This window comes from Roseateles sp. T103 (assembly GCF_057219915.1).
In genome coordinates this window covers 18202-32461 of the sequence record NZ_JBXVVS010000004.1, presented here as the reverse complement: position 1 = coordinate 32461, position 14260 = coordinate 18202, and the positions used below count along the sequence as shown (strand labels likewise).

General features: G+C 68.6%; 10 protein-coding genes. 7 read left to right on the top strand and 3 right to left on the bottom strand.

Annotation, left to right across the window (positions count from 1 at the left end):
* Nucleotides 1–11: 11 nt before the first annotated feature.
* Both xdhB and xdhA read right to left on the bottom strand, forming a co-directional pair.
* Complete coding sequence (xdhB, locus tag AC2EBS_RS12655; protein ID WP_484729132.1) at nucleotides 12–2342, bottom strand: xanthine dehydrogenase molybdopterin binding subunit; 2331 nt, start codon at nucleotides 2340–2342, stop codon at nucleotides 12–14.
* Complete coding sequence (xdhA, locus tag AC2EBS_RS12650) at nucleotides 2342–3859, bottom strand: xanthine dehydrogenase small subunit (RefSeq protein ID WP_484728781.1); 1518 nt, start codon at nucleotides 3857–3859, stop codon at nucleotides 2342–2344. Before xdhA ends, xdhB begins: the two co-directional genes overlap by 1 nt.
* Before the next feature lie 100 nt (nucleotides 3860–3959).
* On the opposite strand from xdhA, the gene AC2EBS_RS12645 reads away from it, so the two are divergent.
* From AC2EBS_RS12645 to AC2EBS_RS12620, 6 genes are all read left to right on the top strand, one after another.
* Nucleotides 3960–4934 carry a LysR family transcriptional regulator gene (locus tag AC2EBS_RS12645; protein WP_484728780.1) on the top strand — a complete coding sequence of 325 codons (975 nt, stop codon included), beginning with the start codon at nucleotides 3960–3962 and terminating at the stop codon, nucleotides 4932–4934.
* A 47-nt stretch (nucleotides 4935–4981) separates the two neighbouring features.
* Nucleotides 4982–6319 carry a guanine deaminase gene (gene guaD, locus AC2EBS_RS12640; RefSeq protein ID WP_484728779.1) on the top strand — a complete coding sequence of 446 codons (1338 nt, stop codon included), beginning with the start codon at nucleotides 4982–4984 and terminating at the stop codon, nucleotides 6317–6319.
* A gap of 2 nt (nucleotides 6320–6321) precedes the next feature.
* Nucleotides 6322–7842, top strand: a complete 1521-nt coding sequence (locus AC2EBS_RS12635; protein ID WP_484728778.1) for an ABC transporter ATP-binding protein — start codon at nucleotides 6322–6324, stop codon at nucleotides 7840–7842.
* On the top strand, nucleotides 7829–8890 hold the full coding sequence (locus tag AC2EBS_RS12630) for an ABC transporter permease (RefSeq protein ID WP_484728777.1): 1062 nt from the start codon (nucleotides 7829–7831) through the stop codon (nucleotides 8888–8890). Before AC2EBS_RS12635 ends, AC2EBS_RS12630 begins: the two co-directional genes overlap by 14 nt.
* A 1-nt stretch (nucleotide 8891) precedes the next feature.
* Nucleotides 8892–9812 (top strand): ABC transporter permease, encoded by a 921-nt coding sequence (locus AC2EBS_RS12625; RefSeq protein ID WP_484728776.1) that lies wholly within the window; start codon nucleotides 8892–8894, stop codon nucleotides 9810–9812.
* A 67-nt stretch (nucleotides 9813–9879) separates the two neighbouring features.
* Nucleotides 9880–11043: a BMP family ABC transporter substrate-binding protein gene (locus AC2EBS_RS12620; protein ID WP_484728775.1), complete on the top strand. Its 1164-nt coding sequence runs from the start codon at nucleotides 9880–9882 to the stop codon at nucleotides 11041–11043.
* Between the two features lie 104 nt (nucleotides 11044–11147).
* Here AC2EBS_RS12620 and AC2EBS_RS12615 read toward each other — a convergent pair whose 3' ends face one another.
* The gene (locus tag AC2EBS_RS12615; protein WP_484728774.1) at nucleotides 11148–11660 is read right to left on the bottom strand and encodes a GAF domain-containing protein; all 513 of its coding nucleotides are present in this window, start codon (nucleotides 11658–11660) and stop codon (nucleotides 11148–11150) included.
* A 232-nt stretch (nucleotides 11661–11892) separates the two neighbouring features.
* Here AC2EBS_RS12615 and AC2EBS_RS12610 point away from each other — a divergent pair, with 232 nt between their 5' ends.
* Nucleotides 11893–14244 (top strand): Tex family protein, encoded by a 2352-nt coding sequence (locus tag AC2EBS_RS12610; RefSeq protein WP_484728773.1) that lies wholly within the window; start codon nucleotides 11893–11895, stop codon nucleotides 14242–14244.
* Nucleotides 14245–14260 lie beyond the last annotated feature (16 nt).

Genomic DNA, 14260 nt, shown 5'->3' with positions numbered 1-14260 from the left:
CTCCTGAGTAACTACCGCGAGCCCAGCGCCCGCAGCACCGCCTCTGGCGTGGCCGGCGCGAGCAGCAGCGGGTCGCTGCCCGGGCCGCAGGCTGCAGCTACCGCATCCTTGATCGCCAGCAGCGCCGCGAAGCCCAGCAGCAGCGGCGGCTCGCCCACCGCCTTGGAGCGATGGATGCTGTCGGCGCGGTTGGGCGCATCGAACAGCGCGGTGCGCAAGTCGGGCGGGCTGTCGTTGGCGGTGGGGATCTTGTAGGTGCTGGGCGCGTGGGTGAGCAGCTTGCCGCTCTGCGCATGCCAGACGAGCTCTTCGCTGGTCAGCCAGCCGGCGCCCTGCACGAAGGCGCCCTCGATCTGGCCGATGTCGATGGCCGGGTTCAGCGAACTGCCCACGTCGTGCAGCAGGTCGGCGCGCAGCAAGCGGTGTTCGCCGCTGAGCGTGTCGACGATCACCTCGGCCACCGCGGCGCCGTAGGCGAAGTAGAAGAAGGGCTTGCCCTGCAGGCGGGCGCGGTCCCAGTGCAGACCGGGCGTCGCGTAGAAGCCGTCGCTCCACAGCTGGATGCGGCGCAGATAGGCCTGCTTGACCAGCTCGGCGAAAGCCAGCGTCTTGCCGCCACCGCACACCAGCCCACCGGCGAAGACCAGGGCCTCGGGCGCGCAGCCCAGCAGCTCGGCGGCCAGTGGCATGAGTCGAGCCTTGATGCGAGCGGCGGCGTCCTGAGCGGCCTTGCCGTTCATGTCGGCGCCGGTGGAGGCGGCGGTGGCCGAGGTGTTGGCGATCTTCTGCGTGTCGGTGGCGCTGGCGCGCACCGCAGCCAGCGGCAGGCCCAGCTCGTGCGCGACGACCTGCGCCACCTTGGTGTTGAGCCCCTGGCCCATCTCGGTGCCGCCGTGGTTGACCAGCACGCTGCCGTCCAGATAGACATGCACCAGCGCACCGGCCTGGTTCAGGTGCGCGACGTTGAAGGAGATGCCGAACTTCACCGGCGTGAAGGCCAAACCTTTCTTCAGCACCGGGCTGTGCGCATTGAAAGCGGCGATTTCGGCGCGGCGCTGCGCATAGTCGCTGCTGCGCAGCAGGCGTTCGGTCAGCGGCTGCAGGATGTTGTCCTCGACACGCTGGCCGTAAGGGGTCAGGTCTTGCGCCTTGGCCGGGTCGGGGTCGTAGAAATTGCGCTGGCGCACCAGCAGCGGGTCCAGCCCGAGACGGCGCGCCACCGTGTCGAGGATCATCTCGATGGCCAGCGCGCCCTGCGGGCCGCCGAAGCCGCGGAAGGCGGTGTTGCTCTGCGTGTTGGTCTTCGCGCAGTAGCCGTGCAGCGCCACGTTGGGCAGCCAGTAGGCATTGTCGAAGTGGCACAGCGCGCGCGTCATCACCGGCGCCGAGAGGTCGGCCGAGTGGCCGCAGTTGGCGATGAAGTCGACCTCGGCAGCGAGGATGCGGCCTGCATCGTCGTAGCCGACGCGCCAGCGGTAGTCGAAGCCGTGGCGGCGACCGGTGACGAGGAAGTCGTCGTCGCGGTCCAGGCGCAGCTTGACCGGTTTCTGCAGCTGGTGCGCGGCCAGCGCGGCGATGCAGACCATCAGCGCGGACTGCGATTCCTTGCCGCCGAAGCCGCCGCCCATGCGCCGGCATTGCAACTGCACCTGGTTCGCCGACCAGCCCAGCATATGGGCGACGAGCTGCTGCATCTCGGACGGATGCTGCGTCGAGCTGTGGATCAGCAGCGCGCGGTCTTCCTGCGGCAGCGCGTAGGCGATCTGGCCTTCCAGATAGAAATGCTCCTGCCCGCCGACCGACCATTCGCCGTCCAGGCGATGCGGCGCCGCAGCCAGCGCTGCCGCGGCATCGCCGCGCGCGAGGTGCATCGGCGGAACGACGTACTGGCCCAGCGCGTGAGCCTCCAAGGCGGTCAGTACCGGCGGCAGCGCCTCGGCCTGGATCGCCTGCTTGGCCAGCGCGGCGGCGCGGCGCGCCTGCTCGCGGGTCTCGGCGACCACCGCGAACACCGGCTGGCCCAGGTAGCGCAGTTCGCCGTCGGCCAGCACCGGGTCGTCGTGGATCAGCGAGCCCCAGTTGTTCTCGCCGGGGATGTCCTCGGCCGTCAGCACCGCCACCACGCCGGGCTGGCGGCGGATCAGCGCCACATCGATGCCGAGCAGCCGGCCATGCGCCAGCGGCGACAACCCCAGCGCGGCGTGCAGCGTGCCCGAGGTCTCGGCGATATCGTCGGTGTAGCGGGCTTCGCCGCTGACATGCAGGTGCGCGCTCTCGTGTGCACGGCTGCTGCCGACGACCGGGCCGGCGTCCGCGGCGAGGGCAGGGCGGCTGTCGTTCATCATGCCGACGCTCCCGCTTGCTCGTGGCTGGCCGCAGTCCAGACGCTCAGCGCCGCTGGCGCGAGCGGCTCATGCTCGCGCGTGGCCAGCCAGAAACGGCGCAAGAGGTTCTGCGCCACCTGCATGCGGTAGCCGGCGCTGGCGCGCAGATCGCTCAGCGGCCGGAAGTCGCGCGTCAGCGCCGCAGCAGCGGCCTGCACCGCGGCCTCGTCCCAGGGGCGGCCGAGCAGCTCGGCTTCGGCCTGCGTGGCGCGCTTGACGATGGCGGCCATGCCGCCGAAGGCCAGGCGAACTTCCTCGATGCGGCCCTGCGTCAGGCGCAGCGCGAAGGCGCCGCAGACGGCCGAGATGTCGCTGTCGCGCCGCTTGGCGATCTTGTAGCCGGCGATGCGCCAGTCCGCAGCGGGCAGCGGCAGATGCAGCGCCTCGACGAATTCGCCGGGCTGCAGCGCGTTCTTCATGTAGTCGAGATAGAAATCCTGCAGCGGCAGGATGCGTTGCTGCGCGCCGCGGCGCAGCACGATATCGGCGCCCAGCGCGATCAGCGCCGGCGCGCCGTCGCCGATCGGCGAGCCGTTGGCGATATTGCCGCCCAGCGTGCCGGCATGGCGAATCGGCGGCGCGGCGAAGCGCTGCCACAGCTCGGTGAGGGCCGGCACCTCGGCGACCAGCGCGGACCAGGCTTCTTCCAGCGTGGCTCCGGCGCCTATCCACAGCCCCGGCTGCAGGCCGAAGTCCTGTTGGCGGATCTCGCGCAGCCCGGCCACCTGGCCGACGAAGATCAGCTCGCCCAGATCGCGGAACTGCTTGTTGACCCACAGGCCCACATCGGTGGCACCGGCGACCAGGCGGGCCTGCGGCTTGGCCTCGCGCAGCGCGGCCAGCTCGTCGATCGTGCGCGGCGCATGGGCTTGCGCGTCGGCGCCCTGGTAGTGCAGCGGCTCGTCGGCGGCCAGCGTGCGCAGCGCGGCGATGGCCGGCGCCCGGTCCAGCCGGCGCGGCGGCTGGATCGTGAACATGCGCTCGCCGGCATCGAGCAGCGGCCGGTAGCCGGTGCAGCGGCAGAGGTTGCCGGACAGCTCGTCGGCCAGCTGCTGGCGATCGGGCGGGCCGGCTTCGGCCTGGCTGCGCTCGTAGATGGCCTGCAGCGTCATCGCGAAGCCCGGCGTGCAGAAGCCGCACTGCGAGGCGTGGCAGTCGACCAGGGCCTGCTGCACCGGGCCGAGGTCGTCGGCGCTGCCCAGGTCTTCGACGGTGAACAGCGCGCGGCCATCCAGCGCGGGCAGGAACTGTATGCAGGCGTTGACATTGCGCAGCTGCAGCGCGCCCTCGGCGTCCAGCTCGCCGACCAGCACGGTGCAGGCGCCGCAGTCGCCCTCGGCACAGCCCTCCTTGGTGCCGGTCAGGTGCTGCTGCTCGCGCAGCCACTGCAGCGTGGTCGTGGTCGGGCTCAGGGCAGAGACCTCGCGGATCTGGCCACGATGGAAGAAGCGGATCGGGCGGCTGCGGGCGTGCATGGCGGGGCGTCGTGTGTCGGGGGCGGGCTTTCCCGGAAGTTACTGCGAATGCTCTGGGAGCTTATACGATCACGCACATGATGAGCATGGCTATTCGCGTATGACGGAACGAAGTGACTTCGACAAGATCGAGCTGCAACTCGTCCGTGTCCTCCATACCGTGATCACCGAACGCAGCGTCTCGCGCGCCGCCCTGCGCCTGGGCAGCACCCAGCCCGCCGTCAGCGCGCAGCTGCGGCGGCTGCGTGCGCTCACCGGCGACGCACTGCTGGTGCGCAGCGGCGCCGGCATGACGCCGACCGCCACCGCGCTGCAGCTGGTCGAGCCGGCGGCGCGGCTGCTGCAGGACGCCGAGGCGCTGTTCGGCCCGCGCCAGCGCAGCGGCCGCGGCGCCGGCTTCGACGCCGCGACGGCGCAGCTGCGCTTTCGCATCGCCGCCAGCGACTATCTGGACCCGCTGTTCCTGCCCACGCTGGTTGCGCATCTGCAGCGTGCCGCCCCCGGCGTGCAGCTGGACCTGCAGCCGCTCAGCGCCGAGTTCGACTACCGCCGTGCGCTGGCCCAGGGCGAGGTGGATCTGGTGATCGGCAACTGGCTGCAGCCGCCCGAGGAGCTGCATCTGGCGCGGCTGTTCAGCGACGAGGTGGTCTGCCTGGTGTCTGCGCAGCACCCGGCGGCGCGCGGCGGCGGCCGCGGCTGGACGGTGGAGCGCTATCTGCAGAGCCAGCATGTGGCGCCGATGCCGCTGTCGGCCGGCCAGCCGGGCGTGATCGACCAGCATCTGGCTTCGCAGGGGCTGTCGCGCGAGTTGACGGTGCGCAGCGCCTTTTTCAGCCAGCTGCCGCAGATGGTGGCCGACAGCCGGCTGGTGCTGACCACAGGGCGGCTGTTCTGCTCGCGCTATGTGGGCCGGCTGCCGGTGCGCATCGTGCGCTGCCCGGTGGCCTTCCCGCCCATGGCCTACTACCAGCTCTGGCACGACGTGGGCCATGGCAGCGCCGCGCTGCGCTGGCTGCGCGAGCAGGTGCGCGAGGTGGCGCGCAGCCTGGTTGCCGGCGTGCCGGCCAAGGGCTGAAGCCGCCGGCTCGAGCTGAGAGACAATCCCGCCCCTTGTCCCCTGCCATGCCCATGAAACCGCCCCTGACGGAACGACCCAAGATCGCACTGCGCGGCGATCTGCTGGACTTCGCCGCCGCACCGGCTTGGGGGCAGCGCGATAGCGCCGCGGTGCGCTTCCGCCCTGACCACTGGCTGCTGATCGACGAGCAGGGGCGCATCGCCGGCGTGCAGGCCGACTGGCCGGGACCGGACTGGCAGTGCCAGGACCACAGCGGCCGGCTGATCCTGCCGGGTTTCATCGACACCCATGTGCATTGCCCGCAGCTCGACGTGATCGCCAGCTACGGCACCGAGCTGCTCGACTGGCTGCACACCTACACCTTCCCGGCCGAGCGCCGCTATGCCGACCCGGCCGTGGCGCGCGCCGGCGCCGAGCGCTTTCTCGACGCGCTGCTGGCGCATGGCACGACCTCGGCGGTGGTCTTCCCGACGGTGCACAAGGTCTCGGCCGAGATGCTGTTCGACGCGGCACTGGCGCGCGGCATGCGCCTGGTCGCCGGCAAGGTGCTGATGGATCGCCATGCGCCCGAGGGCCTGCATGACGATGTGGCGCAGGCCGAGCGCGATTGCATCGATCTTATTGATCGCTATCACCAGCGGGAGCGCCTGGCCTACGCGGTGACGGTGCGTTTTGCGCCGACCAGCTCGCCGGCGCAGCTGGCCATGGCAGGCAGCCTGTGCCGCGCCGATGCCTCGCTCTATATGCAGACCCATGTGGCCGAGAACCGCAGCGAGGTGGACTGGGTGGCCAAGCTCTTCCCCGAGGCGCGCAGCTATCTGGACGTCTATGCGCGCGAGGGTCTGGTGCATGAGCGCGCGGTGCTGGCGCATGGCATCTGGCTGGACGCGGCGGACCGCCGCGTGCTGGCCGAGACCGGCGCGCAGATCGCGCACAGCCCCTCGTCGAACCTGTTCCTCGGCAGCGGTCTGTTCGACTGGGCGAGCACGCGCGAGGCCGGCGTCGCGGTCAGCGTGGCCAGCGATGTGGGCGGTGGCACCAGCCTGTCGCTGCAGCGCAATCTGCTCGATGCCTACAAGATCCAGGCCTTGCGCGGAGAGCGCCTGAGCGCCTGGGTGGCGCTGCATGCGGCGACGCGCGGCGCCGCCGAGGCCTTGCGGCTGGACGGCGAGATCGGCCATTTCGATGCAGGTACGCTTGCGGATGTCTGCGTCTGGGACTGGGCCCTGGGCCCGGTGGCACAGGCGCGCTTCGAAGTGGCACGCGACTTGCACGAGAAGGTCTTTGCCTGGATGAGCCTGTCCGACGAGCGCAATCTCGTCACCGCCTATGTGGCCGGCCGGCCCCGCTATCAACGAGACACCCTGCCGACGGCACCTTGAGCATGAGCTACCGACTGCAACTCAGCGGCATAAGCAAGCAGTACCCCGCCGTCAAGGCCAATGACGGCGTGAACCTTGCCGTCGAGCCGGGGCAGATCCATGCCGTGCTGGGCGAGAACGGTGCGGGCAAGTCCACGCTGATGAAGATCATCTACGGCGCGGTGCAGCCCGACGAGGGCCAGATGCTGTGGAACGGCCAGCCGGTCAGCATCAAGAGCCCGGCGCAGGCGCGCGCCCTGGGCATCAGCATGGTCTACCAGCACTTCTCGCTGTTCGACACGCTGAGCGCGGCCGAGAACGTCTGGCTGGGCCTGGACAAGAGCCTGAGCCTGGCGGCAGTGCGCGCGCGCATCGCCGAGGTCTCGCGCGCCTACGGGCTGGAAGTCGACCCCGAGCGGCCGGTGCACACGCTGTCGGTGGGCGAGCGCCAGCGCGTGGAGATCGTGCGCGCGCTGATGACGAATCCCAGCCTCTTGATACTCGACGAGCCGACCTCGGTGCTGACGCCGCAGGCGGTGGACAAGCTCTTCGTCACGCTGCGCCAGCTGGCCGCGGGCGGCTGCGCCATCCTCTACATCAGCCACAAGCTCGACGAGATCCGCGCGCTGTGCCAGCACTGCACCGTGCTGCGCGGCGGCAAGGTCAGCGGCGAGGTCGATCCGCGCACGCAGAGCAATGCCGAGCTGTCGCGTCTGATGATCGGCGCCGAGCCGCCGCAGCTGGCCGCGCGCGAGGCCCGCGCCGGCGAGGTGGCGCTGCGCGTGCAGGGCCTGAACCTGGCCAAGGCGGCGCAGTTCGGCACCGATCTCGAGGCGCTGTCGCTGCAGCTGCGCGCTGGCGAGATCCTCGGCATTGCCGGCGTCTCGGGTAACGGCCAGCAGGAGCTGATGGCCGCGCTGTCGGGCGAGGACCTGCGCGCGCCCAAGGGCAGCATCGAGCTGTTCGGCCAGGACATCGCGCAGAGCAGCGCTCGCAAGCGCCGCCGCCTGGGCCTGCACTTCGTGCCCGAGGAGCGGCTGGGCCGCGGCGCGGTGCCGACGCTGTCGCTGGCGCAGAACACGCTGCTGACGCGCACCGAGGCGGTGAAGGCCGGCGGCTGGATACAGCAGGGCCAGGTGCAGCGCCTGGCCGAAGAGCTGATCGCGCGCTTCAAGGTGCGCGCCGGCGGCGCCGGCGCGGCGGCCAAGAGCCTGTCGGGCGGCAATCTGCAGAAGTTCATCGTCGGCCGCGAGATCGATGCGCAGCCTAAGGTGCTGGTGATCGCGCAGCCGACCTGGGGCGTGGACGTGGGCGCCGCGGCGCAGATCCGCGGCGAGCTGCTGAAGCTGCGCGACGCCGGCTGCGCGGTGCTGGTGGTCAGCGAGGAGCTGGACGAGCTGTTTGAGATCAGCGACCGGCTGATGGTGATCGCCAAGGGCCGGCTGTCGCCCGCGCTGCCGATTGCCGAGGCGACGGTGGAGAAGATCGGAGAGTGGATGAGCGGGCTGTGGACCGAGGAAGGGGCGAGCCATGCTCAAGCTTGAAGCGCGGCCCCAGCCTTCCAAGCTGATGTCGCTGGCCTCGCCGCTGCTGGCGCTGGTCATCACCACGCTGCTGGGCATCGGTCTGTTCATGCTGCTGGGCAAGGACCCGGCGCGCGGCCTGCAGATGTTCTTCTGGGAGCCGATCAAGAGCGCCTATGCCTGGAGCGAGCTGGGCATCAAGGCCACGCCGCTGGTGCTGATCGCGCTGGGCCTGGCCGTGTGCTTCCGCTCCAACGTGTGGAACATCGGCGCCGAGGGGCAGTTCATCGTCGGCGCGCTGGCCGGCGGCTGGGTGGCGATGCAGGCCACGCCGGATACCGGTCGCGGCATCGTGGTGCTGATCCTGCTGGCCGGCATTGCCGGCGGCATGGCCTGGGCGGCAATCACCGCGCTGCTGCGAGATCGCTTCAATGCCAACGAAATCCTCGTCAGCCTGATGCTGGTCTATGTGGCCGATCTGCTGCTGGGCGTGCTGGTCTACGGCCCCTGGAAAGACCCGAACGGCTACAACTTCCCGCAGACCATCAGCTTCCTCGCCTCGACCAAGATTCCGCGGCTGTTCGATGGCTGGCGGGTCAACATCGGCGTGCTGATTGCGTTGGGCGCTGTGCTGGCCTTCTGGGTGCTGCTGTTCCGCACCTATGCGGGCTTTGCGCTGCAGGTGGGCGGTCTGGCGCCAGCGGCGGCACGGTATGCGGGCTTCTCGTCGCGGCGCGCGCTGTGGACGGCGCTGCTGCTGTCCGGCGGCATGGCGGGCCTGGCCGGCGCGCTGGAGGCGGCTGGTCCGCTGGGCCAGCTCACGCCCTATGTGCCGGCGGGCTACGGCTTTGCGGCCATCATCGTGGCCTTCGTCGGACGCCTGCATCCGCTGGGCATCATCTTCTCGGGCGTGCTGATGAGCATGTTCTACATCGGCGGCGAGCTGGCGCAGTCGCGCCTGGGCCTGCCCAAATCGATCACCGGCGTGTTCCAGGGCTTGCTGCTGTTCTCGCTGCTGGCCTGCGACACCTTGATCAACTACCGCCTGCGCTGGCATCGGAAACACTGAGATGGAAAGCTATGCACTGCTGATCGCTGCGGCGATGAATGCCGGCACCGTGCTGGCCATCGCGGCACTGGGCCTGCTGATCAACGAGCGCGCCGGCATCGTCAACCTCGGTGCCGAGGGCATGATGCTGGTGGCGGCCATCGCCGGCTTCGCCACCGCGGTGCACACCGGCAACGACTGGCTGGCCTTCGCGGCCGGCATGGGCTCGGGCGCGCTGATGGCGGCACTGTTCGGCGGCCTGGTGATCTGGCTCAACACCAACCAGTATGCGGCCGGCCTGGCGCTGAGCCTGTTCGGCACCGGCTTCTCGGCCTTCGTCGGCATCAGCTATGTGCAGGCCAAACTGGAGGCGCGGCCCAGCTTTGCGGTGCCCGGCCTGGCAGAAATCCCGCTTCTCGGTCCGGCGCTGTTCCGCCAGCACCCGATGGTCTATGGCGCGATTGCGCTGACGGTCTTCCTGGCTTGGTTCCTCTATCGCTCGCGCGCTGGGCTGGTGCTGCGCGCGGTGGGCGAGTCGCCCGAGTCCGCGCATGCGCTGGGTTATCCGGTGCGGCGCATCCGCCTGGCCGCGGTGATGAGCGGCGGCGCGCTGTGCGGGCTGGCGGGCGCCTATGTGTCGGTGATCTACACACCGCTGTGGGTGGAGGGCATGATCGCCGGCAAGGGCTGGATCGCGCTGGCACTGACCACCTTCGCGACCTGGCGGCCGGCACGCGTCTTGCTGGGTGCCTATCTGTTCGGCTTCGTCACCATGTTGCAGTTCCATCTGCAGGGCCAGGGTGTGCAGATCGCGAGTCAGATCCTCTCGATGCTGCCTTACCTGGCCACCATCGTGGTGCTGGTGCTGATCTCCAGCAATGCCGCATTCATCCGCGCGAACATGCCGGCCTCGCTGGGCAAGCCATTCTTCCCGGGTTCCTGAGCGGTGCGCACCGAAAGGGCGCGCACCATAATCGATCCCTTGTCCCTCCCTCATTACGGAGATGTTCATGAGTCTGAAGAGCAAACGCGATCTGTTGAAGCTGGCTGGCTGGTCCACCCTGGCTGCCACTGCGGCCCTGGTGGGCTGCGGCAAGAAGGAGGAGCAGGCGGCCGCGCCGGCGGCGGCGCCGGCCTCGGCTGCGGCACCCAAGCCCGAGCCGCTGAAGATCGCCTTTGCCTATGTCGGCCCGGTCGGCGATGGCGGCTGGACCTTTGCGCACGACAACGGCCGCAAGGCGCTGGAGAAGGAGTTCGGCGACAAGATCGTCACCAGCTTCGTCGAGAAGGTGCCCGAGGCCGCTGACGCCGAGCGCGTGTTCCGCGACATGGTGGGCCAGGGCAACAAGCTGATCTTCGGTACCACCTTCGGCTATATGGAGCCCATGCTCAAAGTGGCGGCCGATGCCAAGGATGTGAAGTTCGAGCATGCTACCGGCTACAAGCAGGCCGACAACATGCGCACCTATGACTCGCGCACCTATGAAGGCGCCTATATGGCCGGCGTCATTGCCGGTGCGATGACCAAGAGCAACACGCTGGGCGTGGTGGGCTCGATCCCCATTCCCGAGGTGATTCGCAACATCAACAGCTTCACGCTGGGCGCGCAGAGCACCAATCCGAAGATCAAGGTCAAGGTGGTGTGGGTCAACGAATGGTTCAACCCGCCCAAGGAAACCGAGGCGGCGCAGAGCCTGATCAACGGCGGCGCCGACGTGCTTATGCAGAACACCGACTCGTCGGCCGTGCTGCAGACCGCCGAGAAGAACGGCAAGTACGCCTTCGGCTGGGACTCGGACATGACCGCCTACGGCCCCAAGGCCCACCTGGGCTCGGCGGTGATCAACTGGGGCCCGTACTACATCGCTGCGGTGCGTGAGGTGCTGGAGGGCAAGTGGGCCGCCGGCGCCGGCAAGAACAGCTGGTGGGGCGTCAAGGAAGGCGCGATCGACATGGTCTCGGTGGCCGAGGTCGTGCCCGCCGACATCAAATCCAAGGTCGACACCATCAAGGCCGGTCTGAAGGATGGCAGCTTCTCGATCTGGAAAGGCCCCATCGTCGGCCAGGACGGCAAGGAGATCCTGAAGAAGGACGAAGTCGCCGACGACAAGTTCCTCTCCGGCATCAACTTCTACGTCAAGGGCGTCGAGGGCAAGGTGCCGAGCGGCAAGTGAGCAGGCGGCACTGCCTCTGAGGCAGTGCCTGCCCCAAAGAACAAAGGCCATCGCCTGCAAGGGCGGTGGCCTTTTTCCATTGGGCGCCTCCGGGCGCCCAGCGATCACTGTCCCTGGGCCTTCTTCAGGGCAAAGCCCAGCAGAGTGCCGACCTGGCGCAGGTACTCGACATGCTCAGGCGTCCAGTCCAGGATGTCGGTGGTGTTCTCGCAGCAGAACAGACCGAAGGGCGAACCGCCGACGTTGATGCCCACGTCGAGCAGCGAGTAGATGCCCAGTGGGGCGAAGTAGATCTCGGTGAAGCATTCGGTGATCGGGTTGTGGCGGGCATCGCCGGCCACGATCAGGCCATCGCGCCGCATCGCTTCGAAATAGGGACCGAAATCCTCTTCCTTGAGCACGGTTCCGGCGCTCCACTGGCCCTCGGTCCGGTCGTAAAGACTCAGGCAGTGAATGCTGTCGCGCATCAGCGGATCTGGGTAGATCCAGAGGCTGGCTCGGGTGCAGTTCATCTCGTCGACCAGGGTGCGGGTGAGCTCCTGATAGAAGTCGCCGGGCTGTATTGCTCCGTCCATCAGCCGTTTGGACAGTGCCAGGATCTTGGGCTTGTCGAACATGGGTACTCCTGCTGTGTGGATCAAGCTGGGAAAGCGACGCTTTCGCCGTCGACTCTAGCTTCAGGTCTGCTTTCGATCCAGTGGAAAAGTCTCGTGCTTGCCCGCTTGTTCGGCGCCGCCGGAGGCTTGGTGCCACGGCAAGGACATGCGGGTGCTGTGGGTCGGTACAGCGCGGTTGCCGCTTGCGCCCTATGGCAAACTCGCGCGCTTCGTGTTTTCCGGTCCCGACGTCTTGGACAAGATCCTGCTTCAAATCGCTGCCGAGCTGAAGGTTCGCCCGGCGCAGATCAACGCAGCCGTGGAGCTGCTCGATGGCGGCGCCACCGTGCCCTTCATCGCCCGCTATCGCAAGGAAGTCACTGACGGGCTGGATGACATCCAGCTGCGCGAGATCGAGTCGCGCCTGGGCTATCTGCGCGAGCTGGAAGATCGCCGTGCCGCGGTGCTCAAGAGCATCGAGGAGCAGGGCAAGCTCACGCCCGAGCTGCGCGCGGCCATCGAGGCCGCGCCGACCAAGCAGGAGCTGGAGGACCTCTACCTGCCCTTTAGACCTAAGCGCCGCACCAAGGGCATGATCGCGCGCGAAGCCGGGCTGGAGCCGCTGGCCGACAAGCTCTTCGCCGACCCGACGCTGGACCCCATGGCCGAGGCCGCGGCCTTCCTCAACCCCGAAGCCGGCTTTGCCGACGCCTTCGCGGTGCTGGACGGCGTGCGTGACCTGCTCTCCGAGCGCTGGGCCGAGGACGCCGTGCTGATTGGCAAGCTGCGCGAATGGCTGTGGGAGGAGGGCCTGTTCAAGTCCACGCTCGCGCCGGGCAAGGACGAGAACAACCCCGACATCGCCAAGTTCCGCGACTACTTCGACTACGCCGAGACTATCAAGACCGTGCCCTCGCACCGCGCGCTGGCCGTGTTCCGCGGCCGCACGCAGGAGTTCCTCGACGCCAAGCTGGTGCTCGACGAGGAAGTCGTCGTCGGGCAACCGGGCCTGGCCGAGGGTCGCATCGCGCGTCACCTGGGCTGGAGCCACAGCAAGCGCGCATCCGACGAGCTGATCCGCAAGACCATCGCCTGGACCTGGAAGGTCAAGCTCAGCATGAGCCTGGAGCGCGACCTCTTCGCCCGCCTGCGCGACGAGGCGGAGAAGGTGGCGATCAAGGTCTTCGCCGAGAACCTGCGCGACCTGCTGCTGGCCGCACCGGCCGGCAAGCGTGTGGTGATGGGCCTGGACCCCGGCATCCGTACCGGCGTGAAGGTGGCGGTGGTGTCGGACACCGGCCGTGTGCTGGACACCAGCACCGTCTATCCGCATGAGCCGCGCAAGGACTGGGAGGGCTCCATCCACACGCTGGGTCGGCTGTGCGCCACGCATGGTGTGAACCTGATCGCGATCGGCAATGGCACCGCTTCGCGCGAGACCGACAAGCTGGCCGCCGACCTGATCAAGCGCATCCAGCAGCTGGCACCGGGCACGCAGATCGAAAAGGTGGTGGTCAGCGAGGCCGGCGCCTCGGTGTATTCGGCGTCCGAGTTCGCCTCCAAGGAGCTGCCCGAGCTGGACGTTTCCTTGCGCGGCGCCGTCTCCATCGCCCGCCGCCTGCAGGACCCGCTGGCCGAGCTGGTGAAGATCGACCCGAAGAGCATAGGCGTGGGCCAGTACCAGCACGATGTCAACCAGAGCGAGCTGGCCAGGACGCTGGATGCGGTGGTGGAAGACTGCGTGAACTCGGTGGGCGTGGACCTGAACACCGCATCGGCGCCGCTGCTGTCGCGCGTCTCGGGTCTGTCCGGCGCAGTTGCGGCGTCCATCGTGCGCTGGCGCGATGCCAATGGCGCCTTCAAGAACCGCCAGCAGCTGCTCGATGTCACTGGCCTGGGCCCGAAAACTTTCGAGCAGGCCGCAGGCTTCCTGCGCATCCGCGATGGCGACAACCCGCTGGACCTGAGCGGCGTGCACCCCGAGACCTATCCGGTGGTGCAGCGCATCCTCGACAAGGTCGGCCGGCCGGTCGCCGAGGTGATGGGCAAGAGCGACGTGATCCGCGCGCTGAAGCCCGAGGCCTTCGCCGACGAGAAGTTCGGCGCGATCACCGTCAAGGACATCCTCGCCGAGCTGGAGAAGCCCGGTCGCGACCCGCGCCCGGACTTCAAGGTGGCGCGCTTCAATGAGGGCGTGGAGGACATCAAGGACCTGGCCGAGGGCATGATCCTCGAAGGCACGGTGTCCAATGTCGCGCAGTTCGGCGCTTTCGTGGACCTGGGCGTGCACCAGGACGGCCTGGTGCATGTCAGCCAGCTGTCCAACAAGTTCGTTAGCGACGCGCGCGAGGTGGTGAAGACCGGCGACATCGTCAAGGTCAAGGTGCTCGAAGTGGATCTGGCGCGCAAGCGCATCTCGCTGACGATGAAGCTCGACGCCCAGGCGCCGCGTGGCGGCGTCGGCAAGGGTGCAGACAACAGCTTCCGGCCGGCAGCCCGCAACGAGCGCAGCCACGGCAGCGGACGCCAGCCGGGCGCTGCACAGGCGCCGGTCGGCAATGCGATGGCCGCGGCCTTCGCCAAGCTGCAAGGCGGCAAGCGCTGAGACTGCTGGAGATTCG

Excerpts from the sequence above, each read along its gene's own strand:
- xdhB (WP_484729132.1), bottom strand. The coding sequence starts at position 2,342 with ATGAACGACAGCCGCCCTGCCCTCGCCGCGGACGCCGGCCCGGTCGTC.
- xdhA (WP_484728781.1), bottom strand. The coding sequence starts at position 3,859 with ATGCACGCCCGCAGCCGCCCGATCCGCTTCTTCCATCGTGGCCAGATC.
- AC2EBS_RS12645 (WP_484728780.1), top strand. The coding sequence starts at position 3,960 with ATGACGGAACGAAGTGACTTCGACAAGATCGAGCTGCAACTCGTCCGT.
- guaD (WP_484728779.1), top strand. The coding sequence starts at position 4,982 with ATGCCCATGAAACCGCCCCTGACGGAACGACCCAAGATCGCACTGCGC.
- AC2EBS_RS12635 (WP_484728778.1), top strand. The coding sequence starts at position 6,322 with ATGAGCTACCGACTGCAACTCAGCGGCATAAGCAAGCAGTACCCCGCC.
- AC2EBS_RS12630 (WP_484728777.1), top strand. The coding sequence starts at position 7,829 with ATGCTCAAGCTTGAAGCGCGGCCCCAGCCTTCCAAGCTGATGTCGCTG.
- AC2EBS_RS12625 (WP_484728776.1), top strand. The coding sequence starts at position 8,892 with ATGGAAAGCTATGCACTGCTGATCGCTGCGGCGATGAATGCCGGCACC.
- AC2EBS_RS12620 (WP_484728775.1), top strand. The coding sequence starts at position 9,880 with ATGAGTCTGAAGAGCAAACGCGATCTGTTGAAGCTGGCTGGCTGGTCC.
- AC2EBS_RS12615 (WP_484728774.1), bottom strand. The coding sequence starts at position 11,660 with ATGTTCGACAAGCCCAAGATCCTGGCACTGTCCAAACGGCTGATGGAC.